Below are 12650 nucleotides of genomic sequence, written 5' to 3'. Positions count from 1 at the left end.
CTTAGCGGCCTTTTTATTTAGTTTGGGGGAGGAAACAGTGATTATAGCGGGCAGCACCCAACTTGAATCAGCTCCTGCGATTATGATTTTACCGAATTATCAAATCGAATATGCTATTTGAATAAAATGTTATATAATGTACTCACATTATCTATTGGAGGGTGAGCTTCATTGGCCTCGGTAACAGAAATTGCACAATATCTTAAAGACAATGCCCCTCAGCTCGCCAATGAGTTTGTGGATGATATAGCTCAACGATTTAAGGTCGATGTACCAACAAGCGATATTAATCAAGCGAAAGAGATATATACAGAATTCTTAGGTTTCCTCGGGGAGCTGCTTGCCTGCAAGGAAGAAAAGGTCCCGGATGGCCTTTTAAAATGGAGTAAAGAAAACGGTGAAAGAGAAGCTGCCAATAAAGGGAAAATATCAGATATCATTATCCGATATCCTGATACGAGAGTTGTTTTCACTGAACAGATTTCAAGAATATGCTTTAATTACGGATTATCCTCTGAAGATTTGGTTTCCATCATCACAAGAGTGAACTATTTTCTGGACTTAAGTATAAATGAAACGGTATTTGCCTTTGAACGGTATACAGACCAACTGCTAAAACAAGTTCAAGAGGAAGTGAATTATCTTTCTGCACCGGTAGTGCCGATACAGGATGGAATCGCCATACTCCCGCTGATTGGTTCTATTGATTTAGATAGAGCCACAATGATTCTAGAAAAAGTAGTTCCAAAGGTTACGCGTCTAAAAGTAAACTGCCTCATCCTGGATTTCTCAGGAATACTAACTATAGATGCTGCAATCGCAAAACATATTTTCGATATTCATAATGTCCTGCGGCTGATTGGTGTGAATACGATAGCAACCGGGATTCGGCCTGACTTAGCCCAGCTGGTAGTGAGCGGGGGAATTAATCTTTCTGCCATCACATCGTTTGCAACGGTCAGGCAGGCCATTGACAGTATGAACTAAAGATATAGAAGTGGGAGGCCTTCATTGCAGATGGAGGCTTTTTTCTTTTTATCATTCTCAGGACCTCAAATTAAATTTATCAGCCTTGCAGCCCTTTGAGCTGCAAGGCTGGCAGTTACTTCTTTTGCTGATATATGAATGGATTGCCGCTAATCATTTTTCGAATTTCAGGAGTCATTTCAACAGATCCTGACTTTCTAGGCGAAGTTGGAATGATAAGCTTCCCGCTTCCATCATAATAACTTGGTTTTTGTTGTTCCATCAAATGGCACCTGCTTTTTAAGTTTTTTGTAAGGACTATGCAATTTCTTTTTTAGTGGAAGCTTGGGAAGTATCCTTAAGCTTGAAAAGAACGTTGATCACAAAACAAACAATACCGATGGACATAATACTTGCACCAATGGCAATCACAGGTTCTGCAGATGTAACTCCAGACTCAAGTAAAATTAAACCGGCCATCATAATGGGAAGCCCAACATTGTGCAGCCAGAAATGAATCTTGCCAAGCCTGTTGTCTGCAATAGCAGGAAATAGATAATAAATGATGCCAGCCAAAGCCAAAGAGGTCCAGCCCAATAGATTAATGTGTGCATGAGAAGGAGCATACTGAAACTTAAGGGTGCTTGACATAAAGATACCGAAACCAATCCCAATAAAAAAATAGACCACCGAGATTTTCAGGAACTTAATACCCATAAATAACCTCCTTTTTACCTATTCATATGGTAATTATATAGGTCTTTAGAATTGTTGTATAGAATTTTTTGGGAAATTTAGTTTTTATCCTCTTTGCGCTGGGGTGTGCAAGTTTAATAATCTATTTAGAAATTTTTAAGGATTTAATTATTCTTAGAGCGGTATGACGGGAGGAAAGGTGGAGGAATCTGCAAAGATCAGAAGAACTTAATTTTTTTTGGAATAATAACATAAAGTCTTCCAATCCCTGCAGGTGTGCTTCTTTATCTTTTATATTACATTTTGTGCAAATCCACGTTCCGTGAGATCGAATAAGTGGGAGATGCGAACAGTATCTGCATTGTGCTCCGGTAAGAAGATCACTAGGAACCAAGGAGTAAAGAGGAAGGATATCTGAACCCTCGGTTGAATCAGCTCGTAGCAGAAGTTTATTTAATTTTTTAATTTCCTTTGGCTGCAATAATATAGGTCTATAAACTTTTTCAAAATCAGATATTTTGTTGATTAGATCTGCTGAATGAGAAATTTTGTTAACATATGGGGTAGTTGAAGCATTTTTTATTATTGTTGAAGGATTGCTGATTATAATGAGATATTCTACAGGCAGACGCTTAAAACCATTTTCCTCCAACCACTTAGAAAGCTGCAGCTTATGTCTCTTTGCTTGAAGAATAGGGTCTGGGAAACCTTCTTCTTTTTCATTAATTATCCGAATTAACTGGTTAATGGGTCTATCGAAAAATAAAGTTCCTGCAATATTCTTTATTTCAAGTATTAAAGCATAATGCTGGGAGATTAGAGTATCTATTTGATAACTGAATTCTTTCTTCCATGGCAGTCGAATATCATGAAAAATGAAATACTTTCCTTCCTGAAGAAAACTCAAATGGAAATCAATTGACTATTCTCCTCGAAAACCAGCCCTTCTTTTAGCCAATTCGGTTTCGATATCCCGCTTTTTTATATGTTTGTACGGAAGTCGCCGTAAAAGAGCCTCAAGCTGCTTAATCTTTAGAGAAATTTTTCGTTCTTTTATTATCAAAGTATCACTTCCTTATTTAATTTATTCTACTTTTTCGGTGAGAAGCATAGATATTCCTTCCGGTGGCCAAAGTTTATATTATTAAATTGAGGCATACTAGAGCTCTGCTCGAAAAAATAAAAGTTCCGCGCGAAAACTAGATGGCTCTGCGCGAAATTAGCAAAATAAGCGCGGAAGATTCGCATCTCTGTGCGGAATTTTAAATGTTGGCGCTAAATCGCAAATAGGGCCTTGCCGCAACAACTCCAAGCAGGAATAATTCCCCTATATAAAGAATAGTAAAGTACCTTTTATATAGGAGGTGCAATACTAATGAAATTCTCAAGTTATGAAGAGTTCTGGAAGTTTTATCTCACGCAGCACAGTAAGTCTACTACAAGGGCGTGGCACTTCGTTGGTACTAGTTTCGTGTTTGTGTTCATTATCTGGGCGTTTGTTTCATGGAATTTCTGGCTGGTATTGTTGGCACCGATTACTGCATATGCCCTTGCCTGGATCAGCCATTTCTTTATTGAAGGAAATAAGCCGGCTACCTTTGGCCATCCGGTCTGGTCATTAAGGGCTGATTTTCGTATGTACCGGCTTACACTTTTGGGGCAGCTGAAGGAGGAACTGGACAAAGTCGAATCCCTTTAAGTGCAAATGTAGGCCGGGGCACCATATTACGTGTGAATACTAACAAAAGTCCTCTAGCAGAGGGCTTTTGTTATTTAGTTGACTTCTAATCCAAAAATTTATAAACTTCCTTTGAAACAGACAACCTTCATAAAAAAATTTTTACCGCATAAATTGTTTTGAAACAAACTGTGGTGGAAAAGAAATAGGTAAGAGACTGGAAGATTTATGTACTATCATAGAATATAGCGGAAATCGGGACTATAGCATGGTGTTTTAATACTGTTTCGTAAAATATGTATTGATACTGAAATACTTAGAAATATTTTTGTAAAAAAGTTTTGATAGAATATGGGGATAATAATTTATTCATATTTATTCACTTATTACAGGTACTGTGGAGGTTAAACATGACTTTGGAAAAGCAATTAGTCGAAAAGATATTTTACGAGGCTTTTTTGCAGGATAATAGTTCTGACCATCCCGTTTCATTGCTGGGGGAAGCTCTTTCTCTTAGCCGGCACGATGAGGCCGTGGATGTTTCTAATATTCGTTATGCTCAGGGAGAAGTATACTTCCATAATAAAGACTTTGAATCAGCGATATTCAAATGGCAGAGTGTGTCGAATGCACTTCAATTATGGGCGGGCAAAAATATAGGCGATGCTTATTATGCCCAGGGAGACTTAGCGAAAGCGGAAGAAATTTATCTCTCTATTTCTACGGATGATTTGACACTAAGGTCTGAGATAGCTCTTCAGCTGTTTTCTCTTTATATTAAGGAGGAGAAGCTGGAATCTGCCGATCGAATCATCAAACAAATTGTTGCGGTCCACCCTGACTATCCGACACTTACTGAAATCGCCCGAGTGTTTTATGAGGAAAATAAGGATTGGGATAGTGCAGTTGGGCTCGCAGTCAGTGAATCTGTAAGGACTAAATCTGAAGCTTGGTTTGGAGTGTTAATTTCCTATATTGATTCTGGAGCGGCTGCCAATTTCAAGCCGGATTACTTTAATGAAGCAATCACCACGGCTAAATCTGTAGATTTTACTCTTTTTGAAAGACTGACGGCAGCTTTATGGAGTCTTTACCGGAATAAAACGGAAGCCTTCCTTCCTTGGATTTCAAATATCACCGGCCTTCTGAACGGTTCGGAAGCCGCTACCCATTCTTCAGAACAGTTATCTGCTCATTTTAAAGAGACCTACTTATATTTGGTGAACGGTAACTTTACTCTAAAAATAATTCAGCCCCTTGTACCTGCTCTCGTTAGTAACTGGCTCGGAATGGCTGGGAAATCTGACGTCTTATTTGCATCGGCAGCTGTATTGTCCTGGAGTGAGCTTTTTCCAGAAAGCATCGGTAAGGATGTGATTAACCGGGCTGAAAACCTGATTTATGATTCCGAAAAGCAGTATAATGGCCTTGAAAACGGAATTGAACTGTATCAGTCAATCGTATCCTGGGCAGAAAAGAATGAAGTTGCCATTGACCCTAGAAATGATTGGGTCATACAGGAATTACAGGACCTGGATACAAAACATTTACTGGTAGCCGGTAATTCAGGGAACGGCAAGTTTACTTTCTCCAATTCACTGATTGGGGAATCGATACTGACTCCTGACACGTCGGGAATGATCGCATTTAAAAATCATCAGGATGTGATCATTCAGAGAGTCTCTGACGCTGGAGCAGCGGAAATCACCCATCAAGAATTTTACGATGTGACAGGCCGCAGGCAGAACCGGGACTTGATTGAATTTAAAATTCCTTCTAAATTCTTAAGGGAGAACAGGCTGTCCCTATTAGAATCACCAGCTTTTAATGACCATAATCCTGAAAAGAATCCCGTTTTGAATTACCTTCATTATGCAGATAGTCTGCTTTATATCTTGAACGCAGATGAACCATTTACAGCGAAAGACCGGGAAAATCTTATGTTGTTCAGGGAAAAAGCGCCTGATCTGCCAATCCATTTTATCATTAACAGCCTGGATGCATTTTATGGGAAAGACACGGCCGCGCGTGTGGTTCAGGAAACAGCAAGCAGTATAAACGCTTATTTCCCTAACGCCAATGTTTTTGCTTATTCATCTGAGGCAGGCAGCTTTAAAGATTACAGGGAATTAAGTGAATTCATTCAAGCGGGCTTTGCTCCTGTCAGCCTGGAAAAAGAACGCACCGCAAAACTGCTGTTCTTTATCCGCCAGGCTCTTAGAGGGCTTATTGATAAGAGGCTTGAACTTGAAAAAGGGCTGGATCACACAATCGGCTGGGACGTAGATATGCTGAGCAAGCTGAAGGGCGCCAGCAATCAGCTTAACGATCTTGAGAAAAGTAAGGCTGCCCGGATCCAAAAGTCTTTCTCCTCTATTAAAAGCAAGGTCAGGGCGGAAATGGAAGAGAGAATTCCAAAGATCCTGAGTAAAACGGCTGATATCATTACGGATTCTATGGACGTAGCAGCTATTGAAGCAAAAACGAATGATGAGATGAATTTAAGAGTTGAAAGTTATATTGACCGGGATATCCTGCCTAGATTTTATCTATCGCTTCAGGAATGGATAAAGACAGCTTCTTCAGATTTCAATGAGAGCCAGGTTTTTCTTGATGAAATGAAAGCCGGCTTCAATAAGCTTTACGAAGAAGATCGTTTAGAACTAACATGTGATTTCAAGGTTCTGGATGATTGGCGGCGTGATGCTGACCGCATGACCGGCGGCTTCCGGCTTGAAAAAGTAAACTTCATAAAAGCGTCGCCGCAGGCATTTCTGCTGAAGAGTGCGGGCAAGCTGTTTGGTGCGCTCTCTCAGAACAATTCGATGCTGCATAATAAATATAAACAGTATGTAGAAAATGAAGACTATAGTGAAGCAGCGAAAAGAGTGACCGACAAGTTTCTGATGCAATTCGATATGTTTGAGAAATCAATGGAGCGTGATGTGAAGATGTTCTTTAAAGAACCAAATAAAGAACTAAACAGCACCATTGATGAAACAGAGAAGACTATTGCGAAAAATACAGCAAAACTCGAAAACTTAAAACAAAATCCAGCAGCCTACTTTGATCCGCTTACCTTATTTGAGGTGAGACTCCGTTCGTACGAATGGATTATGATTGTGGATAAAGAAGTTCAATATATATATTAAGTTCAAAAAGGGTGACCCATGTCACCCTTTTTTTTATGAAAAAATTCTAACGCCAAAATAAAGGAAAACAACTTAGGTGACCGAAATATATAAGTGGGAGGGGATTTTTGTGTTCAAGCAATGGAGAAAAATCATAGATCAAGAGTTTTCTGGCAGGCAGGCGTATCGGTACGCTGAACGCATCGGGCAGTATCACAGAATCCAGGCATCGCCAGGGTATAGGGCTGCGGCGAATGAAATCATACCCTTATTAAAACGGGATGGTGTGGATGCTGAGCTGGTCTCCTATCCAGCTCGATATGGTGATAGATTTTTATCTCATTATTCGTTTAAGGAATGGCATTGCCGCTCTGCGGAATTATGGATTGAAACACCGGAGAGAGAAAGAATCGCCCGTTTTGAGGAAGAGGAAATTTCTTTGGTGCAGCGCAGTGTATCGACTCCGAAACAGGGGCTTACAGCGGAGTTGATCGTCATTGAAAATGCCCAGGAGGAAGAAAGCTATAGGAATACGGACATAAAAGGGAAGATAGCCCTAGTACAAGGCATTCCATCACTGGTTCATGCACTGGCAGTAGAGAAGTATGGTGCAGCGGGCTTGATCTTTGAAAATTTAAACGATTATCCGCCGCTGCGGACGAGGATGGACATGCCGGATACCAGGCAGTACACCTCCTACTGGTGGAATACCGATCAGGAGCAGAAGTCATTTGGCTTTGTAGTGTCTCCAAGAATTGGCAGCAGGCTCAAAAGTCTAGCAGGCAGACAGACTGTGAACCTGACAGCCTATGTCGATGCAGAGCTCTATGAAGGAACCTATGAAAATATAGAATATTTTATCCCAGGCAGGAAAAAGGAGGAGATTCTCCTCGTAAGCCATCTATGCCATCCATATCCAGGAGGACAGGATAATGCGTCTGGCCCGGGAACTCTGATGGAAGTGATGCGTACCTTAACACGCTTGATTAAGAATGGAAAGCTGCCGGCTCCGGAGCTTGGAATCCGCTTCTTAATGATGCCGGAGATGTATGGAACCTGCGCTTATTTGGAGCAGCATCCAGAACGAATTCCGAATACGATTGCGGCATTGAATCTAGATATGATAGGTGCCGACCAGAACAAAGGCGGCGGCCCGCTATGTGTGGAGCAGCCACCGATGACTGCTCCGACATTTGTTGACCGCTTTGCATACCAATTAATAGACGAGCTTGCAAAAAATACCGGGAATTTCACCGGTACTTCTACATACAGTACGGTGCACCATTTGAAAACGCGGTTCTCCGGAGGCAGTGACCATTATATTTTATCCGACTCTACTATAGGGATCCCATGCCCTATGCTGATTCAGTGGCCGGACCGTCATTATCATACAACATCAGATACAGTCGCAAATCTAGATCAAAACATGATGAAAATAGCAGGAATGGCAGCAGGTCTCTATGCTTACGGCCTGGCAGAAGGAGCAGAGGAAGACTGGATTTCTTATCTGTTTTTCCATGCTGGAAAAATACAGCAGGAACTGAACGGTGCAAAGGAGTGGATCTTCAAGCAGGAATTTACGGCAGAAGAAACCAGCCATGCTCTCGACTTATTCATTTCATATGAGCAGTATGCAATAGATCAGCTCGAGAAATATGGTGATGTCCGCGGATTCACTAAACTCCGAGAGCTTGCTGTATGGGCTAAAGGTGTGCAGGATGCCGCGGCTCAGACCATCCGGGATATCGCTGAGCAGCAGCTGCAATTCCATGCTGGAAAGTCTGAATCACAAGCTGTTATAGAACCCTGGGAAAAAGCTGTCAATTCCCGTTCAATAATGGGACCCCTTCGGATCACAGATGAATTAAAGGAATATCAAGAAAAAATGGCATGGGTAAGGGATTATGAATCGAAAGTTCCACTCGGTTATTCCGATTTTATTTTTAACTGGATGGATGGGACGCGGACTGCAGGAGAACTGGTTAGAATGACAAAACTCGAAACTGGTTTGTATGACCCTCGATATGTGGAAAAATTACTAGAGCTGAGTTTGGAGTTACACATAATTCAGAAAGTAATGGTACAAACCGAATTAATTGGTGAATTGAAATGAAAATAAGAGACCGTGGAATAATAATCGGCACATTGAAACCGGCCGGTAATAACTGCATAACAGACGTGCCGGGAGTTAAGGTTGGTCACGTAACTCTGGATGAAAAGTTGGAAGGAGAAGAATATGCAGCTACAGGTGTAACCGCCATTCTTCCGCATGGAGGGAATTTATTTCAGCAGAAAGTCCCAGCAGCAAGCTATGTTCTGAATGGGTTCGGCAAAACGACCGGTCTTGTCCAGGTGAATGAGCTGGGGCTGCTGGAATCTCCGATTATGCTCACGAATACATTCGCTGTCCCTGCAGTAACGGAAGGAGCGCTGAAGTTTATGCTTGAGCAGAATCCGGAAATCGGAGAAACAACTGGGACCATCAATATCGTAGCAGGGGAATGCAATGATAGTTATTTAAACTCAATCCGCCATTTTTCTGTGAAACCAGACCATGCGTATGAGGCTATTCAAAAGGCGGGCGGTGGACAGGCACAGGAAGGGGCTGTTGGCGCAGGTAAAGGGATGATCTGTTTTGGACATAAGGGAGGAATCGGATCCTCATCAAGAAAAGTCGATGAGTATACGATGGGCTGTATGGTACTGAGCAATTTTGGCAGGAAGGAAGAGTTTCAAAAAGAACGTTATCGGGCAGCTTCGAGCGTTGAAGGAATCCCTGAAACCTCGGATGGTTCCATTATCATTGTGCTTGCAACAGATGCCCCGCTAAGCGACCGCCAATTGCTAAGGGCTGCTAAGCGGACCGGAATCGGACTTAGCAGAACTGGGAGCCATTTCAGCAACGGAAGCGGAGATATTGTGATTGCTTTTTCCACTGCTCAAACAAGTTCTCACTATTCAGGTGAAAAACAGGAAACCCGGATACAGCTCAGGGACGATCATGCTATAATGAATATGATTTTTACAGCTGCATCAGAAGCGGCTGAAGAAGCTATTCTTAATTCACTCTCACAGGCAGACACGACCAGGGGCAGAAAAGGAAGAGTGGTTTCGAGTTATCCTTTTTAAAAGAATTTAAGGGTGAATGTCTGACTTGATTGTGTGTTGTTACCAATTAAGCCAGGACATCCTTACAAGAGTGAAGGGAGATAACTATGGAAAATAACAAACGTTACAGGGAAGAATTATTAAACAGCGTTGGTACACTGACTGATGAGCAGTTAAATCTTCAGATTGATGAGGGAAGATGGACGATTGCACAGGTATTGGAACATTTATACCTGATGGAGACTTCTATCACAAAAGCAATTGTGGAGGTACTTGCCAGCGAGGATTCCCAGCCTGCAGAGGAAAAGCCGATTCATTTATCGGTAAACAGAGAGCATAGGGTAAAAGCACCTTTATTTGTCACTCCAACCGATGAGTATAAGACCCTTCATGAACTGACGGAAAAATTGAACTCTTCACGCCAGCTTCTAATCAGCATCGTTAATACTGCTGATGAAGCACAGCTTAAGCAAAAGTCTTATCCGCATCCGATTTTCGGCCGCTTAGGTCTCTATCAATGGATTCCATTTGTCGGTTACCATGAAAAGCGGCACATTGAACAGATCGAAGAATTAAAGGCAAAAATGATCAATTAATAACAAAAACCTTACAGTGAAGTAAGGTTTTTTATTTAGTGTAGATGTTCAGGCACTCGGAGTCGATGGTGCAAGATTTCCTTTTAGAGATTGGGGAGATCGGAGAACCTGGAGGAATCCTGCCCGAAAGAGTCACCACTGCGAAAGGACTAGTGCCTTTCGATACAATCAATAAGAATCGCTTTTAGGTTAAATGGTTACATGCAAAGTCTGAAACGACGGATTTAAAATTGCTTTTTAAATCGGCAAATTGTTTATGTCTATGCCCATTGGCTCCTGACGGGTGCGGAAAGTCCCATAAACAGGGAACGGGGCATATGCATTCCTGATCGATTAAGTTTCGCACACAATCTGATACGCCTTTTCCAAGAGGGATAAGCAGGTACGAATTCTCAAGCTGGTTTATTTCCTGTGGGAAAACTTCATATGCATATCTTTTTAAAAGAGGTGAACGTTCGATCGCTGGAGCGTGGCCAGTGTAGTTTTTACCGTTTGAAAAAACAGGATACTTGATGATAGAAGTAGTGTGCAGTAGACGGCCGTGATCACTGAAAAGCTGCTGGGAGCTTTGTATGCCCAGCGCTTCTGGAATTCCGCATAAATCCAGCATGTGAATTAAGTTTTTCCGCATGGATCCTGCAAAACGTGCAGCTTTTTTGACCTCATATGAGAGGTTCGCCAATGAGGTGCCCTGATCTAAGCACACTCTTGCCTGTTCAAATGCCAGCCTCATTTGATTCCAGCCAGGAGTGATGCCGGCAATCACAATCCTTGCCTGCTTATTTATGTATTCATTGTGAGGGGCATAATAGATGTCTAAGCTTCCGCTTTTATCCAGCAAAAAGTCAGGTATGAGCAGATCACTTTTATCAAGCTTCCGATTAGGCAGGCTCTTGATATATGGCAGAAATGTTGCTAGGGATTCAAAAGCACACACAGAAATCACCCTTCAATTTATTAGATAGATAAAAATTTTCAAAATTCTATTGACACATTCGCTTTATGGCCTTAAAGTAAGTTTATCAGTTTTTACAGTAATTAAATAGTTTACGTTCTCTTATCAAGAGTGGCAGAGGGACTGGCCCGATGACGCCCAGCAACCGTTCCTATGGAATTGGTGCTAAATCCTGCAAAACAATTTGTTTGTTTTGAGAGATGAGAGAGGAAGAATCCTGCTAATATGCGATGACACCTCTCTTGTGAAAGAGAGGTTTTTATTTTGTGCGAATGACAATTTTTCACAAATACCAACCTCTCCTATCGAAATAATATTAAAAGGAGAGTTTTTTGATGAAAAACACATTTATTAAGAAGGCTGCAGTGTCAGCTCTGGCTTTGTCACTGCTATTAACAGGCTGTTCATCCAGCCAGGAATCATCACAATCCAAAAAAGCAAACGAAAAGGTTTCCTTAGAAGGAGTGCCAGATAGATTTAAAAAAACGGATGATCCTGTAAAAATCAAAGTGATCCGCAAAATCGGCGGAGATGATCATACGGCCCAATTCCTTGCTGGGGCAAAAGCAGAAGGAGAGTCATTAGGCTTTAAAGTCGATGTGTATACAGCAAATGGTGATACAGCAAAGTTCCACGATGCCATTTCGCAGGCACTAGAAGATGATTATGACGGATTCATAATTTCCCACGGTGATGACGCAGCTACCGTAAATGATATTAAAAAAATTAGAGAACAGGGAAAAAACGTTGTAACATTTGATTCGAACGCTGACCTTGCTAAGGTTGACGGAGTTACGCTGACCTCGCAGGATGATGAGGAACTTGCAAAGCTTGCTTTAGACCAGCTGGTTAAAGACCATGATGGCAAGGCAAACATTGTATACCTTTGGGTTGACGGCTTCCCTCCAATGGTAAGAAGAAATGCAGTATACAAAGAAACGCTTGCAGCAAATCCGGGGATAAAAGAACTAGGACGCTTTGGAGTTGCTGCTGCAGATACTTCAGTCCAGACACAGAATGCCGTGTCAGCTATGCTGAACAAATATCCAAAGGGTAAAATAGATGCCATTTTTGCTACTTGGGATGCCTTCGCGATTGGCGCGGCCCGGGCTATTAAAGAAGCAGGAAGAAACGAAGTGAAAATTTACGGAATTGATGTTTCTAACGCTGATCTTCAGGCTATTCAAGAACAAGGAAGCTCATGGAAGTACACTTCTGCGGTAGACCCTAAATTGATCGGTGCTGTAGATATGAGAATCCTAGCTAAAAAGATTGCAGGTGAAGAGACACCTCAAACCTACGACCTGGAAGCTTCTCTCATTTCACAGAAAGATCTGCAAAGTACAAAAGAGGCAGTGAACATGACCAGCCTTTCAAACATTATAGATGGCTGGGGTAAGTCGGACGCATTCGAAGAAGACTGGATGACGACTCTTAAAAAGGCATATAAATAATGATTGCTCATGCACTCTCTTCCTGTTTCGCAGAAGGAGAGTGCATCCTTTTGTAATCAGCAGGGA

At 41.7% G+C, this 12650-nt stretch carries 11 protein-coding genes and 1 riboswitch; of the genes, 7 read left to right on the top strand and 4 right to left on the bottom strand.

Translation table 11 applies throughout. From position 1 onward, the window contains the following. Positions 1 to 171 precede the first annotated feature (171 nt). Positions 172 to 987 carry an STAS domain-containing protein gene (locus tag CUU66_RS06160; RefSeq protein WP_101640803.1) on the top strand — a complete coding sequence of 272 codons (816 nt, stop codon included), beginning with the start codon at positions 172 to 174 and terminating at the stop codon, positions 985 to 987. Positions 988 to 1102: 115 nt separating this feature from the next. Here the strand turns inward: CUU66_RS06160 and CUU66_RS24025 are convergent, their stop codons facing one another. The 3 genes from CUU66_RS24025 to CUU66_RS06150 all read right to left on the bottom strand — a co-directional run bounded on the left by CUU66_RS24025 (position 1103) and on the right by CUU66_RS06150 (position 2569). Beyond that, positions 1103 to 1249, bottom strand: a complete 147-nt coding sequence (locus tag CUU66_RS24025) for a hypothetical protein (protein WP_180955175.1) — start codon at positions 1247 to 1249, stop codon at positions 1103 to 1105. Positions 1250 to 1284: 35 nt separating this feature from the next. Then, positions 1285 to 1683 (bottom strand): cbb3-type cytochrome c oxidase subunit I, encoded by a 399-nt coding sequence (locus tag CUU66_RS06155; protein ID WP_101640802.1) that lies wholly within the window; start codon positions 1681 to 1683, stop codon positions 1285 to 1287. 121 nt (positions 1684 to 1804) lie between these two features. Next, positions 1805 to 2569 (bottom strand): nuclease-related domain-containing protein, encoded by a 765-nt coding sequence (locus tag CUU66_RS06150; protein ID WP_180955174.1) that lies wholly within the window; start codon positions 2567 to 2569, stop codon positions 1805 to 1807. Between the two features lie 468 nt (positions 2570 to 3037). On the opposite strand from CUU66_RS06150, the gene CUU66_RS06145 reads away from it, so the two are divergent. From CUU66_RS06145 to CUU66_RS06125, 5 genes are all read left to right on the top strand, one after another. Continuing rightward, positions 3038 to 3361, top strand: coding sequence for a DUF962 domain-containing protein (locus CUU66_RS06145; protein ID WP_101640800.1), 324 nt, complete (start codon positions 3038 to 3040; stop codon positions 3359 to 3361). A gap of 389 nt (positions 3362 to 3750) precedes the next feature. Further along, complete coding sequence (locus CUU66_RS06140; protein WP_101640799.1) at positions 3751 to 6492, top strand: GTP-binding protein; 2742 nt, start codon at positions 3751 to 3753, stop codon at positions 6490 to 6492. 109 nt (positions 6493 to 6601) lie between these two features. Beyond that, the gene (locus CUU66_RS06135) at positions 6602 to 8584 is read left to right on the top strand and encodes a DUF4910 domain-containing protein (protein ID WP_101640798.1); all 1983 of its coding nucleotides are present in this window, start codon (positions 6602 to 6604) and stop codon (positions 8582 to 8584) included. After that, positions 8581 to 9600, top strand: coding sequence for a DmpA family aminopeptidase (locus tag CUU66_RS06130; protein WP_101640797.1), 1020 nt, complete (start codon positions 8581 to 8583; stop codon positions 9598 to 9600). Before CUU66_RS06135 ends, CUU66_RS06130 begins: the two co-directional genes overlap by 4 nt. 86 nt (positions 9601 to 9686) lie before the next feature. Beyond that, the gene (locus CUU66_RS06125) at positions 9687 to 10175 is read left to right on the top strand and encodes a DinB family protein (protein WP_101640796.1); all 489 of its coding nucleotides are present in this window, start codon (positions 9687 to 9689) and stop codon (positions 10173 to 10175) included. 184 nt (positions 10176 to 10359) lie between these two features. On the opposite strand, the gene CUU66_RS06120 is transcribed toward CUU66_RS06125, so the two are convergent. Further along, positions 10360 to 11112 (bottom strand): hypothetical protein, encoded by a 753-nt coding sequence (locus CUU66_RS06120; RefSeq protein WP_101640795.1) that lies wholly within the window; start codon positions 11110 to 11112, stop codon positions 10360 to 10362. 117 nt (positions 11113 to 11229) lie between these two features. Continuing rightward, a riboswitch (SAM riboswitch) is annotated at positions 11230 to 11337 on the top strand. A 128-nt stretch (positions 11338 to 11465) separates the two neighbouring features. Here CUU66_RS06120 and CUU66_RS06115 point away from each other — a divergent pair. Continuing rightward, positions 11466 to 12584: a sugar ABC transporter substrate-binding protein gene (locus CUU66_RS06115; RefSeq protein WP_101640794.1), complete on the top strand. Its 1119-nt coding sequence runs from the start codon at positions 11466 to 11468 to the stop codon at positions 12582 to 12584. The last annotated feature ends 66 nt before the right edge of the window (positions 12585 to 12650 follow it).

Origin of the sequence: Peribacillus deserti, from assembly GCF_002863585.1 — a bacterium.
GTDB classification, from domain to species: Bacteria; Bacillota; Bacilli; order Bacillales; family DSM-1321; genus Paraperibacillus; species Paraperibacillus deserti_A.
This window is presented reverse-complemented; position numbering and strand designations above follow the sequence as displayed.

Bases quoted from the DNA above. Each gene is read 5' to 3' on its own strand.
- CUU66_RS06125 (WP_101640796.1), top strand. From the start codon at position 9,687: ATGGAAAATAACAAACGTTACAGGGAAGAATTATTAAACAGCGTTGGT.
- CUU66_RS06155 (WP_101640802.1), bottom strand. From the start codon at position 1,683: ATGGGTATTAAGTTCCTGAAAATCTCGGTGGTCTATTTTTTTATTGGG.
- CUU66_RS06145 (WP_101640800.1), top strand. From the start codon at position 3,038: ATGAAATTCTCAAGTTATGAAGAGTTCTGGAAGTTTTATCTCACGCAG.
- CUU66_RS06130 (WP_101640797.1), top strand. From the start codon at position 8,581: ATGAAAATAAGAGACCGTGGAATAATAATCGGCACATTGAAACCGGCC.
- CUU66_RS06115 (WP_101640794.1), top strand. From the start codon at position 11,466: ATGAAAAACACATTTATTAAGAAGGCTGCAGTGTCAGCTCTGGCTTTG.
- CUU66_RS06140 (WP_101640799.1), top strand. From the start codon at position 3,751: ATGACTTTGGAAAAGCAATTAGTCGAAAAGATATTTTACGAGGCTTTT.
- CUU66_RS24025 (WP_180955175.1), bottom strand. From the start codon at position 1,249: ATGGAACAACAAAAACCAAGTTATTATGATGGAAGCGGGAAGCTTATC.